18 protein-coding genes and 1 pseudogene are annotated in these 19,337 nt (G+C 48.9%); 15 read left to right on the plus strand and 4 right to left on the minus strand.

Going from position 1 to position 19,337, the window contains the following annotated elements:
• Positions 1-80 precede the first annotated feature (80 nt).
• The gene (locus C2M35_RS10855) at positions 81-839 is read right to left on the minus strand and encodes an outer membrane protein assembly factor BamD (protein WP_105200986.1); all 759 of its coding nucleotides are present in this window, start codon (positions 837-839) and stop codon (positions 81-83) included.
• A gap of 123 nt (positions 840-962) precedes the next feature.
• Between C2M35_RS10855 and rluD the strand changes: the two genes are divergently transcribed.
• The 6 genes and pseudogenes from rluD to C2M35_RS10885 all read left to right on the plus strand — a co-directional run bounded on the left by rluD (position 963) and on the right by C2M35_RS10885 (position 8,761).
• Positions 963-1,940 carry a 23S rRNA pseudouridine(1911/1915/1917) synthase RluD gene (rluD, locus tag C2M35_RS10860; protein WP_105265319.1) on the plus strand — a complete coding sequence of 326 codons (978 nt, stop codon included), beginning with the start codon at positions 963-965 and terminating at the stop codon, positions 1,938-1,940.
• Between the two features lie 52 nt (positions 1,941-1,992).
• Positions 1,993-2,679: a peptidoglycan editing factor PgeF gene (pgeF, locus tag C2M35_RS10865; protein WP_325034840.1), complete on the plus strand. Its 687-nt coding sequence runs from the start codon at positions 1,993-1,995 to the stop codon at positions 2,677-2,679.
• Positions 2,680-2,766: 87 nt separating this feature from the next.
• Entirely contained in the window at positions 2,767-5,343 is a 2,577-nt protein-coding gene (gene clpB / locus C2M35_RS10870; RefSeq protein WP_105265321.1) for an ATP-dependent chaperone ClpB, read from the plus strand.
• A gap of 113 nt (positions 5,344-5,456) precedes the next feature.
• Positions 5,457-6,398, plus strand: a complete 942-nt coding sequence (locus C2M35_RS10875; RefSeq protein WP_105265322.1) for an NADP-dependent oxidoreductase — start codon at positions 5,457-5,459, stop codon at positions 6,396-6,398.
• A gap of 60 nt (positions 6,399-6,458) precedes the next feature.
• Positions 6,459-8,032, plus strand: a pseudogene (gene gshA / locus C2M35_RS10880) (glutamate--cysteine ligase).
• A gap of 120 nt (positions 8,033-8,152) precedes the next feature.
• Positions 8,153-8,761 (plus strand): transglycosylase SLT domain-containing protein, encoded by a 609-nt coding sequence (locus C2M35_RS10885; protein ID WP_105200991.1) that lies wholly within the window; start codon positions 8,153-8,155, stop codon positions 8,759-8,761.
• 46 nt (positions 8,762-8,807) lie between these two features.
• Here C2M35_RS10885 and C2M35_RS10890 read toward each other — a convergent pair whose 3' ends face one another.
• From C2M35_RS10890 to C2M35_RS10900, 3 genes are all read right to left on the minus strand, one after another.
• Complete coding sequence (locus C2M35_RS10890; protein ID WP_105213052.1) at positions 8,808-9,644, minus strand: mechanosensitive ion channel family protein; 837 nt, start codon at positions 9,642-9,644, stop codon at positions 8,808-8,810.
• 66 nt (positions 9,645-9,710) lie between these two features.
• A complete protein-coding gene (locus C2M35_RS10895; RefSeq protein WP_105200993.1) occupies positions 9,711-10,985 on the minus strand; it encodes an HlyC/CorC family transporter in 1,275 nt (424 codons plus the stop codon).
• A 90-nt stretch (positions 10,986-11,075) separates the two neighbouring features.
• Positions 11,076-11,882 (minus strand): cytochrome C assembly family protein, encoded by an 807-nt coding sequence (locus C2M35_RS10900; protein ID WP_105213050.1) that lies wholly within the window; start codon positions 11,880-11,882, stop codon positions 11,076-11,078.
• A gap of 167 nt (positions 11,883-12,049) precedes the next feature.
• Here C2M35_RS10900 and ffh point away from each other — a divergent pair, with 167 nt between their 5' ends.
• From ffh to C2M35_RS10945, 9 genes are all read left to right on the plus strand, one after another.
• On the plus strand, positions 12,050-13,432 hold the full coding sequence (gene ffh / locus C2M35_RS10905; protein ID WP_105200995.1) for a signal recognition particle protein: 1,383 nt from the start codon (positions 12,050-12,052) through the stop codon (positions 13,430-13,432).
• Positions 13,433-13,562: 130 nt separating this feature from the next.
• A complete protein-coding gene (locus tag C2M35_RS10910) occupies positions 13,563-14,141 on the plus strand; it encodes a DUF3750 domain-containing protein (RefSeq protein ID WP_199774416.1) in 579 nt (192 codons plus the stop codon).
• A gap of 272 nt (positions 14,142-14,413) precedes the next feature.
• Positions 14,414-14,662, plus strand: a complete 249-nt coding sequence (gene rpsP / locus C2M35_RS10915; protein ID WP_017216164.1) for a 30S ribosomal protein S16 — start codon at positions 14,414-14,416, stop codon at positions 14,660-14,662.
• A 17-nt stretch (positions 14,663-14,679) separates the two neighbouring features.
• Positions 14,680-15,216, plus strand: coding sequence for a ribosome maturation factor RimM (gene rimM, locus C2M35_RS10920; protein ID WP_105200996.1), 537 nt, complete (start codon positions 14,680-14,682; stop codon positions 15,214-15,216).
• Positions 15,216-15,968, plus strand: coding sequence for a tRNA (guanosine(37)-N1)-methyltransferase TrmD (gene trmD / locus C2M35_RS10925; RefSeq protein WP_105200997.1), 753 nt, complete (start codon positions 15,216-15,218; stop codon positions 15,966-15,968). The genes rimM and trmD overlap by 1 nt, the downstream gene beginning before the upstream one ends.
• Positions 15,969-16,012: 44 nt before the next feature.
• A complete protein-coding gene (gene rplS, locus C2M35_RS10930; RefSeq protein ID WP_105200998.1) occupies positions 16,013-16,372 on the plus strand; it encodes a 50S ribosomal protein L19 in 360 nt (119 codons plus the stop codon).
• Between the two features lie 174 nt (positions 16,373-16,546).
• On the plus strand, positions 16,547-17,686 hold the full coding sequence (gene tyrA / locus C2M35_RS10935; RefSeq protein ID WP_105200999.1) for a bifunctional chorismate mutase/prephenate dehydrogenase: 1,140 nt from the start codon (positions 16,547-16,549) through the stop codon (positions 17,684-17,686).
• A 259-nt stretch (positions 17,687-17,945) separates the two neighbouring features.
• A complete protein-coding gene (locus tag C2M35_RS10940; RefSeq protein ID WP_105265323.1) occupies positions 17,946-18,686 on the plus strand; it encodes a methyltransferase family protein in 741 nt (246 codons plus the stop codon).
• 132 nt (positions 18,687-18,818) lie between these two features.
• The gene (locus C2M35_RS10945) at positions 18,819-19,133 is read left to right on the plus strand and encodes a hypothetical protein (protein ID WP_105265324.1); all 315 of its coding nucleotides are present in this window, start codon (positions 18,819-18,821) and stop codon (positions 19,131-19,133) included.
• The last annotated feature ends 204 nt before the right edge of the window (positions 19,134-19,337 follow it).

Here is a 19,337-nt window from a genome sequence, read left to right on the forward strand (position 1 = left end):
AAAATTGATATTCAAGCTATAAAAAAATCCGATGTGTTGAGCATCGGATTTTTAGTATCTTGGTTAAGCTGTATAACGACTTAACGTTTATCCTTGTTTAATTCCAGCGTTTGTCTGGTGTGCGCAGCCACGTCATCAAGGCCAAGCTTTTCATAGCTCTTCACCATCATTTCCAGCGCCGGGATTAAATAGCTGCTTTGCGAGAAATGCTCTACCACATATTTACCACGGTTGGCGGCCGCCAAATAAGCCTCACGCTCATAGTAATAATTCGCTACCTTTAACTCATTACGAGCCATTTTATTTAGCAGCCATACCAAGCGACGTTTGGCCTCGGGAGCATATTTACTCTCAGGGTAATTATTGATCAGAGTTGAGAAATCACTAAAGGCGACGCGAGTGCGCTGGGCATCGCGGTCGGCGCGGTCAACACCAAAGTATTCCTGAAATGCATTTTCATCCGCCTTGATATTCACCAAGCCCCGCATGTAATACATGTAGTCCAAGTCTTTATGGTTGGGGTTTAAGCGAATAAAACGGTCGATGGTAGCCAGGGCCTGCTCGGTATTGCCAGTTTGATAGTGAGCGTAGACCAAGTCCATCTGTACTTGTTTAGAAAATGGACCGAAAGGATAGCGAGCATCAATAGCGGAAAGTAATTCTATCGCACGGGCGTAAAGGCCCGAATCTAGCGTTTGGCGTGCGTCTTCATAGAGCGCCTGCGCCGATTTATTAGGCACGCGTTCTATTTCTTCTTGCTCTGGTGCCGATGAACATGCGCTAAGTAAGGAGGCCGTGAATACGACTGCTAATGCCCGTTTACTTATTTTATTTATCATTAATTAGGTACCTTCGTTGTCTTTGGCTAGGCCAAGTAGGTAAAACCGAGTAAACTATGCGAATTATGCGATTCTAACCCAGTCAAGCAGACCTTGCACTGGTAAATTAGGTAAAACTTGCTTATGGCAGAACAAATTTCCCTCAGTGCAGAGGTTCCCGTAGAGCTGGGCGGTAAACGTCTAGACCAGATTTTAGCGCAATTGTTCCCGGATTATTCTCGCTCGCGCATTAAAACTTGGATTCTCGATGACATGGTGCATGTTAACGGCCTGGTGGTAAACACCCCACGTGAAAAATTGTTGGGGGGAGAACAGGTTAACATCGAAGCCCAGCTGGAAGCACCGCGCGAGTATGAAGCACAAGATATCGATTTGAATATCGTTTACGAAGACGATGATATTTTAGTGATCAACAAGCCTGCGGGTCTGGTTGTGCATCCAGGTGCAGGTAACCCAGATGGCACAGTGCTTAATGCCTTGTTGCATCACTGCCCGGAAATCGAAAATGTGCCGCGTGCCGGCATCGTGCACCGACTGGATAAAGATACCACGGGTCTAATGGTGATAGCCAAAACCATACCGGCACAAACGCATCTGGTTGCGGCGCTGCAAAAGCGTGATAACTTTACTCGTGAATATGAGGCCATTTGTTATGGCACCATGACGGCTGGTGGCATGGTGGATGCACCTATTGGTCGTCACGCGACTAAGCGTACCCATATGGCGGTAACCGAGTTTGGTAAGCCGGCGGTAACTCATTACCGTGTTGCCGAGAAGTTCCGTGCTCATACGCGCCTGCGTCTGCGTTTGGAGTCTGGACGTACGCACCAAATCCGTGTGCATATGGCACATATTAGCCACCCCTTGGTAGGTGACCCCTTCTATGGTGGTCGACCGCGTCCGCCGAAAAATGCCAGTGAGGAATTTATCAGCGTATTGCGTGGCTTTAAGCGCCAGGCTCTGCATGCCATTAAGTTGCAGCTTGCACACCCGATCACAGGTGAGCAAATGCGTTGGCAGGTGCCAGTGCCCGAGGATATGGTTGCCCTGACCGAAGCCTTGCGTCTGGATACCCAGCTAAATGGTCACGCAGACTATTAATTCCAGCGTTTTTACCCCAACCTGGCCTGCGGCCGCTCTAGCAGCCGCACAAGTGGGAGCATTGCAAACCACTCGCCAGGGCGGTGTCAGCCAAGGGGTATATCAAGGTTTTAATCTCGGCTACCATGTCGGTGATGATAACGCCTTGGTTGCCCAAAATCGCGCTTTGCTGAATGCTTGCCTGCCTGCACCGGCGCACTATGTGCTGCAGGTACACGGCACACATATCCATATTGTTAGTGATCAAAGCGATACCAGCCATATCGAAGCAGACGGATTATTCACCCGCTGCGCACAAACACCGCTTGCTATTATGACAGCAGATTGCCTACCGGTTTTACTTGCCAGTGATGATGGTGAAGAAATTGCCGCCTTGCACTGCGGTTGGCGCTCGCTGCAAGGGGGAATTATTGAAAAGGCTATCCCCTTATTTAATGCACCAGCCGCTAAGATATCCGCGTGGCTAGGACCGGCAATTGGCCCCTTGGCATTTGAGGTCGGCGCCGAGGTCAAGGCACAATTCCTTGCCCTTGATAGTGCCCATGATCTTGCCTTTAAGCCACATGGCGATAAGTTTCTTGCCAATTTACCCCTGCTGGCAACACAAAAGCTGCAAGGCCTTGGTGTGACCGCTATTGCCGATGCGCAGCAATGCACTTATTCATTGGCCGAGCAATACTTCTCCTATCGTCGCGATGGTCAAACTGGGCGTATGGCAAGTGTGATCTGGCGCAAATAATCGTCCATTTTTTGCTCGTTCATCTTGAACATTGTCTAACTCGCACCCATTAATTAGCTAATCAAACTATTTAGTGGAAACAGATACATGCGTTTAGACAAATTTACGAGTAAATTCCAACAAGCGCTTTCCGATGCTCAATCCTTGGCACTGGGGCGCGACCATCAATTTATTGAACCCGTCCACCTTATGTATGCGCTGCTGCAGCAAAGCGGCTCAAGCGTGCGTGCCTTATTAGCCCAAGCCGGCGTTAGTGCCGATGAACTCAATACCAAGCTCTCTCAAGCGATTGAAAAACTTGTTAAGGTCGAAGGTGTGGGTGGCGATGTGCAGTTGTCGAACAACATGGTGACCTTGCTTAATCTGTGCGACAAATACGCGCAAAAGCGCAAAGACAAATACATCTCCAGCGAAATTTTTGTTCTTGCCGCCTGCGACGATAAAGGCCCCTTAGGCGATATTTTCAAGGCGCTGAACATTAACAGCAGCAAGGTAGAAACCGCCATAGAAGCGCTGCGCGGCGGACAAAAAGTAGATGATCCTAATGCCGAGGAAACCCGTCAGGCCTTGGAAAAATTCACCATAGATCTGACCGAGCGCGCCGAGCAAGGCAAGCTCGACCCTGTGATTGGCCGTGATGAAGAAATTCGCCGCACCGTGCAGGTATTGCAGCGTCGTACCAAGAATAACCCTGTGCTTATTGGTGAGCCGGGCGTGGGTAAAACCGCGATTGTTGAGGGCTTGGCCCAGCGTATTATTAATGGCGAGGTGCCCGAGGGCCTTAAAAACAAGCGAGTCTTGTCGTTGGACATGGGCGCCCTGGTAGCCGGTGCCAAATACCGTGGTGAGTTTGAAGAGCGCTTAAAGTCGGTGCTTAATGAGCTGGCCAAGGAAGAAGGGCAGGTGATCCTCTTTATCGATGAGATACACACCATGGTCGGTGCCGGTAAAGCCGATGGCGCCATGGATGCGGGAAATATGCTTAAGCCGGCCTTGGCCCGTGGTGAACTGCACTGTGTTGGGGCTACGACCTTGGATGAGTACCGCCAATATATTGAAAAGGATGCCGCCCTTGAGCGTCGCTTCCAAAAAGTGTTGGTGGATGAGCCCAGCGTTGAAGACACCATTGCCATTTTACGTGGCCTAAAAGAGCGTTACGAGCTGCACCATTCGGTGGAGATCACCGACCCGGCTATTGTTGCGGCGGCGCATTTGTCGCATCGTTACATTAGCGACCGCCAGTTACCGGATAAGGCCATTGATCTTATCGATGAGGCAGGCTCGTCCATTCGTTTACAAATCGACTCTAAGCCGGAGCCGCTTGACCGCCTTGAACGCCGTATTATTCAGCTGAAGCTGGAAGATAATGCACTGGCGAAGGAAAAAGACGAGGCCTCACAAAAGCGCCGTGAAGAAATGCAGGGGCTTATTAAGGAGCTCGAAGGCGAGTATGCCGAGCTTGACGAAGTTTGGAGTGCAGAAAAGGCCTCCTTGCAGGGCACCCAAGTGATCAAGGCGGAGCTAGAGCAGGCTCGTTTGGATTTGGATGTGGCGCGCCGTGCCAGCGATCTGCAACGCATGTCTGAGCTCCAATATGGCCGTATTCCTGAGCTTGAGCGCAAGCTGGAGCTGGCATCGCAAGCCGAAATGCAGGACATGAGCCTGTTGCGCAACAAGGTGGGCGAGGATGAAATCGCCGAGATTCTGTCACGCTGGACCGGTATCCCGGTAGCAAAAATGCTCCAGGGCGAGCGCGAGAAGCTCTTGCAAATGGAGCAGGAGCTGCATCAAAGGGTGATAGGTCAGGATGAGGCGGTGACTGCGGTGGCCAATGCCATTCGTCGTTCTCGTGCCGGGCTGGCCGACCCTAATCGCCCCATCGGTTCCTTCTTATTCCTGGGGCCAACGGGTGTGGGTAAAACCGAGTTGACCAAGGCCTTGGCTCAGCTTATGTTTGACACCGAAGATGCCATGGTACGTATCGATATGTCCGAGTTTATGGAAAAACATTCCGTTGCTCGCTTGGTGGGTGCGCCTCCTGGTTATGTCGGCTACGAGGAAGGGGGTTACCTTACGGAAGCCGTACGTCGTCGCCCCTACTCGGTGATCTTGCTTGATGAGGTGGAAAAAGCACACCCGGATGTGTTCAATATTTTGCTTCAGGTGCTCGATGATGGCCGTTTAACAGACGGTCAGGGTCGTACCGTGGACTTTAAAAACACTGTGATCATTATGACTTCGAACCTGGGTTCGGACGTGATCCAAGAGGAAGCGAGTAAAAACGACTACGCCACCATGAAAGAGAAGGTAATGATGGTGCTGGCGCAGCAGTTCCGCCCCGAGTTCATCAACCGTATTGATGAAACCGTGGTCTTCCATCCATTGGCGAGCGAACATATTAAACAGATTGCCGATATTCAGTTGGCGAAACTGTATGAACGTCTTGCTGAGAAGGGCTTTAGCCTGGAGGTTACCGATGAAGCTCTGGCTAAACTGGCGCAAAGTGGTTTTGATCCTGTGTATGGCGCTCGCCCGTTGAAGCGTGCCATTCAGCAGGCCATTGAAAACCCGCTGGCGCAGAAGCTGCTATCTGGTGAGCTAACAACGGGCAATACCATTCGCATCGATGCCGATGAGAATGGCTTTACCTTTATCGGTAAATAAATTTAATCTTCTAAGACATAACAAGGCGGCCTCTTTTTGGCCGCCTTTTTTATTGTCTCAGCGCGACGGTAATGTCAATATAGAGCCAATAATTCGAACAAACAGAGTTGCTTATGACACGCGACTATCAAGCCATGGCTATTCAGGCCTTTGGTGAGCCTGGTGTACTTAAACCCATTTCAGTGGCCTATCCCACAGTTGCAGCCGATGAGGTCTTGGTTAAGGTACTCAGTGCAGCCATTAATCCTATCGATGTAAAAACCCGTGCCGGTATCGGTTTTGCCGCAGAGCAAAACAAACATAATCTGCCCCTGGCTCTGGGTTATGACCTCTACGGTGAGGTGGTCGAGTGTGGCGAGCAGGTTTCAGGCCTGCAAGGCGGTGATCTGGTTATGGGCATGGTTGGATTTGCCGCTCACCCAGGTACCTATGCACAATATGCCAAAGCCCGCGACAACGAGTTGATCAAAGTCGATAAAGAGAATGCCGATCCCGTGTTGGCCGGTCTCTGTCTTGCTGGATTGACCGCATTTCAAGCTATCAATAAGCTTGAGTGTCCGAAAAGCCAGCCCTTGTATATTAATGGCGCCAATGGCAGCGTCGGCTCGCTGGCGCTGCAAATAGCCGCCAATATGGGTTATCGAGTTATAGCTGTCACCCGCAGTGCATTACCCCAAGAGTTAGCGGAGCGCTTTGAGCAAATCGGTTATGATGACTTTGTTAAAACACCGGCCAAGCGTTATTTGCTTGATGTGGTGGGTATGGAAGTGGGCATGCACTGCTTACAGGGCTTGTCTGCACAAAGTGTGATGGTGACTGTGCCGACCTTATCGCAGGCGCAAATTATCGCTGCGGCTCATGAGCAAAGGGTCCAGGGTAAGGGTGTGCTGGTGGTAAAAAATGCCTCGCAATTACAGCGCCTTTATTCTTGGTATTGCCAAGGTAAGCTAAAGTTAGCACACAGGTGTATGCCTTTAAGTGCTGCAGGGGTGGCGCATCAGCAAATTGAGCAAAATAGCAGCAAAGAGAAAGTAATTTTATTGCCCTGGTCTTGAGTAATGAGCGATGCCCCCCATAACAACACAATTGAGCTGACGCTCCAGAGGTAGAACTTTTTGACTTGTACACAATTACAGCAGCGAATTAGCGCTTTGTCCGCGCCATCGGAATTGGCGGCGATAGTAGGCATACAACGTGGTATCGAGCGCGAGGCATTGCGCACGAATAAGCAGGGCGGTTTGTCGACGCGTCCGCATCCCGTTGCCATCGGCTGCGCACTGACCAATTCAATGATCACCACCGACTTCTCCGAAGCCTTATTAGAATTTATTACCCCGGTGAGTGATGACCCAAAAGAAACACTGGCGCAGCTAAGGGACTTGCAAAAGTTCACCCTTGAACAACTCGACGGTGAGTTGCTGTGGCCCGTGAGTATGCCTTGTTATATTCAGAACCAGGATGAAATTCCCCTGGCGCAATTTGGCAGCTCCAACATAGGGCGAATGAAAACCCTGTATCGCGAAGGCCTAAAAATCGTTATGGCAGTATGATGCAGGCCATTGCCGGTGTGCACTTCAATATCTCATTTCCACTGAGCTTCTGGCGCAGCCTGCAAAGCCAAAGCGGCGATAGCGGTGAGTTACAGTCTTTTATTTCCGACGGTTACCTTGGTCTTATTCGTAACTTTAAGCGCGAATTATGGCTGATCAGTTATTTGTTTGGCGCTTCGCCGGCCCTGTGTAGCTCTTTCCTGGAAGGGCGCAAAACCGACTTGCCCTTTAAATCGCTCGGTAAGGGCTCTTTATATCTTGAGCATGGTACGGCGCTGCGTTTAGGCGATCTAGGTTATACCAATAGTGCCCAGTCCAGTTTAAAGGTCATGTATAACTCCCTTGAGGAATACGTCGATGGCCTGAAAAAGGCGATCAGCCTGCCTTCAAATTTATATCAGGACTTGGAAGATTATCACGGAGCCGTGCCGCAGCAGCTAAACAAGAATATTTTACAAATAGAAAACGAGTTTTACTCGCCTATTCGCCCTAAACGTAATGCCCGCTCCGGTGAAAAACCAACAGAAGCGCTGTTACGTGGTGGCATTGAATATATCGAGATCCGTGCCTTGGATGTGAATCCCTTTGCCGATACCGGTATCGACTTACAGCAAATTTATTTCCTCGATGTATTTCTAACCTACTGCCTGCTTAAGGCCTCGCCACAGATGAGCTGGGAAGAGCAAACGCAAACCCAGGAAAACCTCGATCAGGTAGTCAATCAGGGCCGCAACCCTGAGCTTATACTAGTTCGCAATGCTCAAGAGGTCTCGTTAACCCAGTGGGCCGGCGATATTTTTGCTGAGCTTGCTAAGGTAGCCGATTATATGGATACGGCCCATGGTGTGAGTCATTACCGTGAAACGGTCAATGAGCTTGCAACCTGGGTAGATGCTCCTGAAAAAACCACCTCAGGTCGTTATATGGCACAGTTATTGGCCGCTAATACGGACAATGGCGTATTTGCCTTGGAGCTTGCGAAGGAATACCTGGAGCAACATCAGAAGTGGCAATATCACAGCTTCGATAAGGCCTATTTGCAGCAACAGGCCGAGCAGTCGGTGGAGGCGCAAAAAGACATTGAAGCGGCTGATATTTTGAGCTTTGAAGCCTTTTTGGATGACTATTTTAAGGAATAGTTTCAGGAATAAAAAAGCGCGGCTAAGGTAGCCGCGCAAAATATTCTACAGGGATGAAACAATGCTAAACTGCTGCATTCATATACTCAGACTGGGCCCTAAGGAGTTAGTTCAAAAAAAATGAAAAAAATTTCGATTTTATTGCTGCTGACTCTGTATTTGTCCGGTTGTGCCACCGCACCGCCAAAGCAACCTGATGATATCTGTAAGATTTTTGAAGAAAAGGAAGATTGGTATTTTGATGCCAAGGATGCCCAGGAAAAGTGGGGATCGCCGAAACATGTGCTGATGGCCATGATGTATCAGGAAAGCTCCTTTAAACACGATGCCGCACCACCGATGGAATACTTCCTTGGTTTTATTCCCATAGGCCGTGCCAGCGATGCCTATGGTTATTCTCAGGCGAAAACTCTGACCTGGGAAGACTATACCCGTGAAACCGATAATGGCGGTGCCGACAGAGATGACTTTGACGATGCCATCGACTTTATGGCCTGGTTTGTGTGGAAAACCCATCAGGTTAACGGCATATCTAAGTGGGATGCCTATGCCCAATACCTTAATTATCATGAAGGCTGGGGCGGCTTTAAGCGCGGCACTCACAATAACAAAAAGTGGTTACTAAGCGTGGCCAACAAGGTGAAACAGCGAGCCGGACGTTACGGCGCTCAGTTAAAGCGCTGCGAGGCCGATTTAGACAAGAGTTGGCTGGAGCGTTTGTTCTCTTGAGTTTAAAAAACGGCGCTAAGGCGCCGTTTTTTATGTGCTGACCAAGTTACTGGGTTTGTTTTGGAAAGGTGTGGATATACACATCGCGTTGCGGGAAGGGGATGGTGATATCGGCGGCATCAAAGGCAATTTTCACCCGCTCGTATAGGCCAAAATACACCGGCCAATAATTTTCTGATTTGACCCAGGCCCATACCAGCATACCAATATGGCTATCACCGTGCTGGCTCACATGCACCAGGGGCTCAGGATCTGTCAGCACCATGTCATAGTCTTTAAGCACCGACATCAGTACCTCACGAGCCTTGTGCACGTCGTCGCCATAGCTGATCCCAAACTCGATATCGACACGGCGGTTTTCTTCAACAAACAGGTTTTTCACCGTGCCGTTAGAGAGCGCACCATTAGGGATAATGATCCTTTGGTTATCATAGGTCAGCAGTACGGTCACAAAGATTTGTATCTCTACCACCTTACCCATATGACCTTGTGCTTCAATTACATCACCTACCTTAAAAGGCTTAAAGAAGAGGATAAGCACACCACCGGCAAAGTTGGCCAGGCTGCCTTGTAGCGCCATTCCCACGGCCAGGCCTGCGGCACCAAGCATGGCGATAAAGGAAGTGGTTTCTACCCCTATCATAGAAGCCACAGAGATAAGCAGCAGTACCTTAAGCACCACGCCAATAAAGGAGACTAAAAAGTGTGTTAGGCCAGCCTCCACTTTAACCTTGTGCATGGAGCGTTCACACATGGTGGCAACACGGCCGATAAGCCACCAACCAACGATAAGAACAACAATGGCGAGGACGAATTTAGGGCCATATTGCATCAGCATTTCTATGGCTGTGTTGTAGATATTTTCCAGGGAGATGTCTGTCATCTGTGCTTTCCTTTGTTAACGACAAAGTTTTATTAAAGCACAGATGACAGCGGTGTATTGATTTTTCTAGCTTTTCTTACGCTTTTTCGGTGGAATAACGCGCACTAGCTTAATCATGTTTTCTTTTACTTCCAGTACCTCGATAGGGTAGCCGGCGATTTTTAAGCCCAGGTTGGCATCGGGAATATCTTCAAGATACTCAACGATTAAGCCGCTTAGGGTTTTAGGACCGTCGATAGGCAGTTTCCAGCCCATTTCCTTGTTGAGGTCGCGAATATTGGCGCTGCCTTCGACCAGGACTGAGCCATCGGCCTGAATATTGACTTCCTCGCTCGGAGCGCGAGTTTGGGTAGTGGTAAAGTCACCGACCACTTCCTCGAGAATGTCCTCAAGCGTTACCAGGCCTTGAATATCACCGTATTCGTCAACGACAAGACCGATACGCTCTTTGACCTGCTGGAACTTGTGCAACTGGGTGTTGAGCGAGGTTCCTTCCGGAATAAAGTAAATCTCACGTACTGCACGTAGCAAAGATGCCTTATTAAACTGCTCCTTGGTCAGCAGGCGCAAGGCATCACGAGCGTGGATAAAGCCCACCGCATCATCGATTTGGTCACGATAAAGGAGCACGCGAGTATGCTGTGCATTGGTGAGCTGTTTACTGATCGCCTTCCAGTCATCGTTGATATCAATGGCGTTTATTTCGTGACGCGGGATCATGATGTCTTCAACCGTGACCTGCTCAAGGTCTAGAATCGAGGTGAGCATGCTTTTATGCTTAGCCGGTAAAAATGCGCCAGACTCGCTCACTACGGTTTTTAATTCTTCTTTACTCAGGCTGTGCTCTTCAATTTCCTGAGTCGATACACCAAACAGGCGCAGCATGCCATTGGTCATGGCATTGACCACGACAACCAAAGGATAAAGTACTTTTAACAGGAATTTGAGGATCACCGAGCTGGGGAAGGCCACTTTTTCTGGGTACAGAGCCGCCAGAGTTTTTGGCGTAACCTCGGCAAAAATAAGCACGACCAGGGTCAGTGCAAAGGTGGCGATGGCAATACCCATGTCGCCATACAAACGCAAACCGATAATGGTGGCCACCTGGGCAGCGGCGATATTAACTAGGTTGTTACCGATAAGAATTAAACCGATCAGTCTGTCCGGGCGGTTCAGTAGCTTGCTGACACGCATGGCGGCAGGGTGATTTTCTTTTTCTAGGTGCCTAAGACGTATCCGGTTTATAGACATGATGCCGGTTTCAGAGCCGGAAAAGTAGCCCGAAATCAATATGAGTATGCCCAAGATTATAAACAGGGTACTCGTCGATATGTCGTCCAAAGAAGGATCCTTTTGTAGTTAGTCAGGGTATATTAAGCGGTACTCAAAGCCCAGAGTCAAGCCCGCTTATGCGGGTCTATTCGTGGTTGGTTAAAAACGATGCAAAATCACTTCTTGAACAAAGCGACTACCGAAGTAGGCAAGCGTTAAGAAAGCGGCACCGACCATAATGGTGATGACCGAGGACTTGCCACGCCAGCCTTTAAGGTGACGTCCTAATACCACGGTGGCAAATATTGCCCAAGCGAGCAGAGATAAGATGGTTTTATGGGCATACTCTTTGCTGATCATGGTATCGACAAAGATAAAGCCCGACAGCAGCGCCATAGTCAACAGCGCCGTGCCCACGGTAACCAATTGGTACAGCTGGCGCTCAACCACCATAAGTGGCGGCAAGTGGCTGTAAACAATGGCCAGGTCTTTGCGCTTGAGGCGCTTATCGATAAAATAAAATTGTACCGCATACAGGGTCGCGATAATTAAAATACAGTAGGCCAGTAATGACAGCGTGATATGGGTAACCAGACCTGCTTCAAGATGAATGTCTTGCACTATCAGATGGTGCGGCATAAACAGGCTGGCAAACAGCAAAATAGCGGCAAAGCCATAGACCACAGGCAACAGCAGGGTAGCCGGGAACTTTAACGACACCGCAGTGACCGAGAGCACAATAACCCAGCAGGTTAATAAAGAGACATTAATAAAGCTGACATCTTGGCCCTGATTGGTAAAGACCGAATTCACCAACAGCACCATGTGCGTCAGTATTGCCAAGGTACTCAAAATGACCGTGGCTTTTTGTGAAGGTCCTTGGGCGTGAAATAAGCGTGATAAAACGTGCACCGTTGCCGCAGCGTAAAAAACACAACTCAATAATGTCAAAACCGTGATCAGCATAATGACCTTTATAAGGAATTAAATGAATGCTTTAAAAGGACATTGTATGTAATGCACACACGCTTGCCTAGATCTAATTATGTGAATCCATTGCACTTGCCTCTGGGATTTGCCCCTCGCTTTCAGTTATAATCGCCGCCAAGTTAGTAGCAACGGACTCGTTAGCGATGTTTGAAAACCTTCAGGAACGATTAGGAAAGACCCTAAAAAATATTAGTGGCCGCGGCCGTCTTACCGAAGACAATATTAAAGAAACGCTGCGCGAAGTACGTATGGCGCTACTTGAGGCCGATGTTGCCCTGCCTGTAGTACGTGAATTTGTGAAGCAGGTTAAAGAGCGTGCGGTTGGCACGGAAGTAACAAAAAGCCTAAGCCCGGGTCAGGTTTTCATTAAAATCGTCCGCGAAGAACTTGAAAAAGCCATGGGGGAGGCCAACGAAGAGCTTAACCTGAATGCCCAGCCTCCGGCTGTAGTCATGATGGCTGGTCTGCAAGGTGCTGGTAAAACAACCAGTGTGGGTAAACTGGCTAAGTTCTTAAAAGAACGCAAGAAAAAATCCGTGCTTGTGGTCAGTGCCGACGTATATCGTCCGGCGGCGATTAAACAGCTGGAAACCCTGGCCAACGAAGTCGATGTTGAATTCTTCCCCAGTGACATCAGCCAAAAGCCGGTTGATATTGCCACTGGCGCCATTAGCCACGCGAAGAAAAAGTTTATCGATGTGGTGCTGGTGGATACCGCCGGTCGTTTGCATGTCGACAGCGACATGATGGATGAAATCAAAGAGCTACACGCAGCCATCAATCCTATTGAAACGCTATTCGTTGTTGACTCAATGACGGGTCAGGATGCCGCCAATACAGCTAAAGCCTTCGATGAAGCGCTGCCGCTTTCCGGTGTGATCCTGACTAAAACAGACGGTGATGCCCGTGGTGGTGCGGCGCTGTCAATTCGTCATATCACCGGCAAGCCGATTAAATTTATCGGTGTGGGTGAGCGTACCGACGCCTTAGAGCCTTTCCATCCAGACCGGGTAGCTTCACGTATTCTTGGCATGGGCGACGTACTGTCGCTTATCGAAGAAGTGGAGATGAAGATTGATAAGGATAAAGCCGCCAAGGTTGCCGACAAGGTATTTAAAGGTGATGGCTTTACCTTAGAAGATTTTGCCGAGCAGCTGCGTCAAATGAAAAACATGGGCGGTATGATGTCCATGCTTGATAAGTTACCGGGCATGAGCAACTTGCCGGATACGGTAAAAGGCCAAATGAGCGACAAAACCTTTGTGCAAATGGAAGCCATTATCAATTCTATGACGCCTAAAGAGCGTGCTCGTCCGGAAATCATCAAGGGCTCGCGTAAAAAGCGTATTGCTGCGGGTTCGGGCACTCAGGTGCAGGAAATCAATAAACTGTTGAAGCAATTTACGCAAATGCAGAAGATGATGAAGAAGATGAAAGGCAAAGGCGGCATGATGAAAATGATGCGCGGTATGAAGGGCATGCTACCTCCGGGTATGATGGGTGGCCCTGGCGGTCCTAAGTTTTAAGCCTTTAATCGCTCTAACAAACGAGATAGAAAAAGCGTGACACGAGTCGCGCTTTTTTTATGTGTTTGCAAAGCCCAAGAGCACATGAAATAGTGAAAGCCTAAGCTCCTTGCCAAAAACGGTAGAGATCATGTTGCGAGTTTTGCTCTTAGTTTTATTATTCACTGGCGTGAGCGGCTGTGCCAGCTCAGATTGGCGCACCGCCAGTCGTGAACCCGCTGGTATTGCTATGCCCGTTTCGCAGCCACAAGCGGTTATAGAGTTTTATGCCGCCGATGCCTTTGGCTGGCGCGGCTGGTTTGCGGTGCATACCTGGTTCGCCATTAAAGAGCAGGGTGCCGATGAATATACGGTGTACGAAGTGGTGGGTTGGGGCGTAGACCAGGGACGCCCGGCACTGCGCACCTATCAAACCAACACTCCGGACAGATACTGGTACGGTGCCAGGCCAGAGAAGTTTTTATCCATCAGTGGCAATCAGGCACAACAACTTATTCCTAAGATCAAAGCTGCGGCCACGCGCTATCCTTGGGCTCATGAATACACCTTGTTCCCCGGGCCGAACAGCAACACCTTTCCCGCCTGGATAGGCTTGCAGGTGCCCGAGCTGCAATTGGAAATGCCCTTTTCTGCCATCGGCAGCGGTTATGCCTCAGGCAAAGCCTCGGGTGATACCTCGGGTGATACCTCGCTTGATGCCAACAAGTAGACCCACTTTGTTATGCGGGTATAAAGGGAGGTAATAAAACGAAGCGTTTTAGCGTCAATTTGTATAGACTGTGACGATTAACCAGCAGGTGTTTGAATAACGGTCAAATCCTCTTGCTACAGCGGCTTAGGATCAGCATTTAACCGACATAAACAAAGCATTAAATGCACTTCTTACTTGCATTGTGGCAAAAAATTCGTACAATTCCCCAGCTTCCCTCTATGGGGAAGTAAACTTATTAATGAAAACAGTCAATCTATTTAGAGGACGGTATGGTAACTATTCGTTTGCAACGTGGTGGCGCTAAGAAGCGTCCTTTCTATCAAATTGTGGTTGCGGATAGCCGTTTCTCGCGTGACGGTCGTTTCATCGAGAAAGTAGGTTTCTTTAACCCTATTGCTGCAGGTCAGGAAGAAAAAGTACGTTTAGATTTATCTCGTGTTGATCACTGGGTAGGTCAAGGTGCATCTCTTTCAGATCGCGTAGCAAAACTAGTTAAAGACGCTCGTAAAGCGGCTTAATAGGCGTAAGTGTAACCATGAGTCAACAGGAGCAAGCCTCTACAATCGTCGTTGGCAAACTCGGAGCCCCGTATGGGATTAAGGGTTGGCTTAAGGTACATTCATTTACTGATGATCCCGAAGGGATCTTCGATTTCAGCCCATGGTTGATAGGGCAACAAGGTAAATGGCAATCCTTTGAAGTGAGTGACTGGCGTCGCCACAACAAAGGCTTTATCGCCAAGTTCGCGCAAGTAAACGACAGAGACCAAGCAATGGCTTTTACCAATGTGGAAATTTCTGTGTATGCGGCGCAACTGCCAGAACTACCGGCAGGTGAGTTCTATTGGCGAGATCTCATCGGCATGATGGTGGTAACCGATAAAGGTTACAACCTAGGTCAGGTTGATGACTTGATGGAGACAGGCTCAAACGACGTACTGGTTGTGAAAGCAAACAGTAAAGATGCGTTTGGCAAGGGTGAGCGTTTAATCCCGTTCTTAACCGATTCGGTTATTCAGAACGTGGATCATGAAGCTCGCCAAATTACTGTGGACTGGGATCCGGCCTTTTAATGGCGCAAGCACCTTTATGGGTGGGGGTGATAAGCCTCTTCCCCGAGATGTTTTCGGCTATTACTGAGCAGGGTGTCACAGGCCGCGCAGTGAAACGTGGTTTAATCGACTTTCACTGCTGGAACCCACGCGATTACGCGACGGATAAGCATCGTACAGTGGATGACCGACCTTATGGCGGTGGTCCGGGCATGTTGATGATGGTTGAACCATTAAAGCAGGCCATAATCGATGCCAAAGCCGCAGCGGGTGAGGGTGCTAAGGTAATTTATATGTCGCCACAAGGGCGGAAACTAGATCAGCAAGGCGCGCAAGAGCTTGCTCTTAGCGACAAACTGATTTTAGTAGCTGGTCGTTACGAAGGTATAGATGAAAGGATCATCGAATCCTATATCGATGAAGAATGGTCGATTGGGGATTTTATCCTCAGCGGTGGTGAACTACCGGCCATGACATTAATCGACGCGGTCGCGCGATTAGTGCCAGGGGTGTTAGGCCACAACCAGTCGGCTGAGCAAGACTCATTTTCGGATGGCTTGCTTGATTGTCCTCACTATACCCGGCCAGAGATATTGGATGGCAAAGCGGTTCCATCAGTTTTACTGAGCGGTAACCACCAAGAAATTGCGAAATGGCGGCTTAAGCAGTCACTCGGAAGAACTTGGCAACGACGTCCAGACTTGTTGCAAAACCTAGCTCTGACTGAGGAGCAAGCAAGTTTACTTGCTGAATATCAGCAGGAAAACTCATAGCTTGTGGCTAGAAGACAGTTACACCTAGGAAAGTGAGAAATAAAATGGCAAAAGTAAACCAAAATATTATTAAAGAGCTTGAAGCTGAACAGCTTAAGCAAGATGTACCTGCGTTCGGTGCTGGTGATACAGTTATTGTTCAGGTACGTGTAAAAGAAGGTGAAAAAGAGCGTCTACAGGCCTTTGAAGGTGTTGTAATCGCTAAGCGTAACCGTGGCCTACACTCAGCATTCACAGTTCGTAAAATCTCGAGCGGTGAAGGCGTTGAGCGTGTATTCCAAACGCACAGCCCTCTTATCAGCAGCATCGCAGTTAAGCGCCGTGGTGCGGTTCGTCGCGCTAAGCTTTACTACTTGCGTGAGCGTTCTGGTAAATCTGCACGTATTAAAGAAAAACTTAATTAATACGCGCGTTTTACTAAAACGTGATAAAACGGGTCAGCTAGCAATAGCTGGCCCGTTTTGGTTTCCCCCTCATCTTGTTTCCTTTAGTCGGCTAGCTAACCCTTCAATTCCTCTTTGATTGTGTTAGTATCGGTGTAATTATTAATTTACCGCATGTAATTATAAGTTTACATAATGTCAGCCGAGCAGCAGTTAGCCCAGTTACGCAGCGAAATAGACGCCTGCGACAGTGAATTAGTCCGCCTTTTAGCAAAACGTAATCAGATCACCGAGCAGGTCGGTAAGGTCAAGCAGCGTTATGGTGCGCCTTTGCATGCCCCGGATCGTGAAGCCGCTCTCCTTGCCGCGCGCCGTGAGCAAGCAACAGAACAAGGCGTGAATCCCGACCTGGTCGAAGATATTCTCCGCCGCATGATGCGCGAGGCCTATCAAAATCAACAAAGTGAACTCGCCTGCGTTTGCCCTGAGCTTAGCCCTGCAGTGATAGTCGGTGGTCGCGGTGCCATGGGTCAGTTGTTTGCCAAGCAACTAATCCGCAGTGGCGTTGAGGTGCGTATTCTCGATAAGGATGAACAGCAGCAAGGCAAGGCCGAAGAGATTATTCGCGGCGCGAAGTGCGTGATTATCAGTGTGCCCATCAATGCCGTTGACAAGGTGGTTGAATCACTCCCTGCGCTCGATGAGGACGCGCTACTGGTAGATATCACCTCGGTTAAGGAAAAGCCGTTAGCGGCGCTGACACAAAAGCACAGCGGTCCTGTGCTGGGCTTACATCCCATGTTTGGCCCCGACATCAGCCATTGGGTTAAGCAAACCGTAGTGGTGTGCCCGGGTCGTGAGAGTAAGGCTGGGGATGCCTTGCAAGCCCAGCTTAAGGTTTGGGGTTGCCAGCTGGTGACAATGAGCGCACGTAAACACGATGAGGCCATGCAAATAATTCAAGTGATGCGCCACTTAACCACCTTTGTATACGGTCAGTTTCTGGCGCGCCAGGAGCACAGCTTGCAGGAAATTCGCGACTGCTCATCGCCCATCTATCAGTTAGAGCTGATGATGGTAGGGCGGTTATTTGCACAAAGCCCGGAGCTTTACAGCGATATTATGCTGGCCCAGTTTGACCGCGTCGAGCCGCTGCTTGAGGCGTACCAAAACACCTACGAGCAAACCCTGAACATGCTTCGCGATAAGGATAAGGATGCCTTAATCGCCGCCTTTAACGATGCCAAACATTTCTTTAGCGATGCCAGCGACCAGTTTTTGCGTCAAAGTCGGGCTCTGCTTAATAAAGCCAATGATGCCAAGGTGTTGGATTAATCATATCGGCGCTTCCCACATACTAGGTCGGTGCTAAGCGCCGACCGGTTTCTTTTAAGTCGATATGACTTTGCCCTGAAAATTAACCTCCAGCCACCTATGTTTTTAGCCACCATAAGCACAGATTAAGTCTATAGTTAAATTAGATTTTAATCGGCCCTCGCAAACAAGGAGGTGAGCATAGGTGCTAGTTTGTACCTCGAACGGTAAATTATAAGCTCAATTATGCTTGATTCCGGCCGGGGTCGGGGAGAATAGTATGAACAGGCTCTTAGTGTCACTCTTTGGGATTTTTGCCTATCTCGTTGGGCTGGCAGGACTCACAGCATTTATGCTGTATTTAGGGGGATGGAGCTTTTTACCTTTGCATATCAATTCTCAGCCGGTCGGTAGCGCTGGCACCCAGGCTATCCTCATTAATTTATTCATTATCTTGTTATTTGGTCTGCACCATAGCCTGGCGGCACGCAGCAGTTTTAAGAAAAAGCTGATTCAGATTGTGCCCGCGGCGGTGGAGCGCAGTATCTATGTGCTCATTTCCGGCCTCTTTATGTTCGCTTTTTGTTTCTACTGGCAACCCATCGCCGGAACGGTTTGGCACACAGATAACCAAGTGGCGGTGATTATATTGCGTGCGCTACATGTCTTTGGCTGGCTTATCTTGGTGCTAGCCACCTTTGAGATAGACCACTTTCATTTGATGGGGTTAAAACAAAGCTTATCCATGAACCCAGATGAAGGTCATGAATTTAAAGAAATTTTTCTTTATAAAATGGTGCGCCATCCCATTCAAACCGGGGTCTTGATGGGGGTCTGGTTTACGCCCTTTATGAGCATGACCCAGTTGATGCTTTCAGTTTGCATGACTGTCTATATCTTTATTGGGTTGTATTTTGAGGAAAAATCCCTGGTGTCTCGTTTTGGCAATGTCTATGTGGATTACAAAAATCGGGTGCCTGCGGTGATCCCATTTTGGCCCATGGGTAAGAAGCAGGATTGAAAAGCAAACTTACTCAATTATTTTACTGGTTTTGGTTTGTTTAATCGCTAATAGGCTGCTAGCTTTTTGATATCAAAGCATAAACCTCATCAATTTGGGACGAATAGCAACCTAGTTGCAAAGGAGTGTGATATGTCAGCGTCTATTTTAAAGTCGGCTAATGCCACGGCTCAGTGCGGTGTGGCACGCGCCGACGGCGAACTGGTTTTAACCGAAACTGAACTGCAATTTAGCCCCTTCAATGAAACATTCGGCCTTGGGCCCTATACCTTTTCTCGTAGCAGTATTGCCACTGTGCAAAGCACATCAGCAAAGGGTGGGGGTGTAATTCCACTATTGAGCGAGGCGATTAAAATCACCTTAATCAACGGACAAGCCTACGAGTTTATTCTGGCCAACCCGCAGCAGTGGCTGGATAGCTTGCGAGGGCAGCCTCAGCCCAGCTAACTGGAGCATGAAAAAATAGGTATGATCATGGAGGATTTATGATTGTGTTACGGTTTTTAATATATGGATGTATCACCTTTGCTATCTTGGGCATATTGATACAAATGCCCCTACAAGGGACTCTTCTGTTGGGGCTGGTAGGTGGCCTGGCGACCTCTCTTTCATGTCTGGGTTTGGTATTGATGGGGCGCCTCTTCAAAGAGT

This window comes from Pseudoalteromonas sp. T1lg76 (assembly GCF_002964725.1).
In the GTDB taxonomy this organism is placed as follows: Bacteria; Pseudomonadota; Gammaproteobacteria; order Enterobacterales; family Alteromonadaceae; genus Pseudoalteromonas.

Excerpts from the sequence above, each read along its gene's own strand:
- C2M35_RS10855 (WP_105200986.1), bottom strand. The coding sequence starts at position 839 with ATGATAAATAAAATAAGTAAACGGGCATTAGCAGTCGTATTCACGGCC.
- rluD (WP_105265319.1), top strand. The coding sequence starts at position 963 with ATGGCAGAACAAATTTCCCTCAGTGCAGAGGTTCCCGTAGAGCTGGGC.
- clpB (WP_105265321.1), top strand. The coding sequence starts at position 2,767 with ATGCGTTTAGACAAATTTACGAGTAAATTCCAACAAGCGCTTTCCGAT.
- C2M35_RS10875 (WP_105265322.1), top strand. The coding sequence starts at position 5,457 with ATGACACGCGACTATCAAGCCATGGCTATTCAGGCCTTTGGTGAGCCT.
- C2M35_RS10885 (WP_105200991.1), top strand. The coding sequence starts at position 8,153 with ATGAAAAAAATTTCGATTTTATTGCTGCTGACTCTGTATTTGTCCGGT.
- C2M35_RS10890 (WP_105213052.1), bottom strand. The coding sequence starts at position 9,644 with ATGACAGACATCTCCCTGGAAAATATCTACAACACAGCCATAGAAATG.
- C2M35_RS10900 (WP_105213050.1), bottom strand. The coding sequence starts at position 11,882 with ATGCTGATCACGGTTTTGACATTATTGAGTTGTGTTTTTTACGCTGCG.
- ffh (WP_105200995.1), top strand. The coding sequence starts at position 12,050 with ATGTTTGAAAACCTTCAGGAACGATTAGGAAAGACCCTAAAAAATATT.
- C2M35_RS10910 (WP_199774416.1), top strand. The coding sequence starts at position 13,563 with ATGTTGCGAGTTTTGCTCTTAGTTTTATTATTCACTGGCGTGAGCGGC.
- rpsP (WP_017216164.1), top strand. The coding sequence starts at position 14,414 with ATGGTAACTATTCGTTTGCAACGTGGTGGCGCTAAGAAGCGTCCTTTC.
- rimM (WP_105200996.1), top strand. The coding sequence starts at position 14,680 with ATGAGTCAACAGGAGCAAGCCTCTACAATCGTCGTTGGCAAACTCGGA.
- trmD (WP_105200997.1), top strand. The coding sequence starts at position 15,216 with ATGGCGCAAGCACCTTTATGGGTGGGGGTGATAAGCCTCTTCCCCGAG.
- rplS (WP_105200998.1), top strand. The coding sequence starts at position 16,013 with ATGGCAAAAGTAAACCAAAATATTATTAAAGAGCTTGAAGCTGAACAG.
- tyrA (WP_105200999.1), top strand. The coding sequence starts at position 16,547 with ATGTCAGCCGAGCAGCAGTTAGCCCAGTTACGCAGCGAAATAGACGCC.
- C2M35_RS10940 (WP_105265323.1), top strand. The coding sequence starts at position 17,946 with ATGAACAGGCTCTTAGTGTCACTCTTTGGGATTTTTGCCTATCTCGTT.
- C2M35_RS10945 (WP_105265324.1), top strand. The coding sequence starts at position 18,819 with ATGTCAGCGTCTATTTTAAAGTCGGCTAATGCCACGGCTCAGTGCGGT.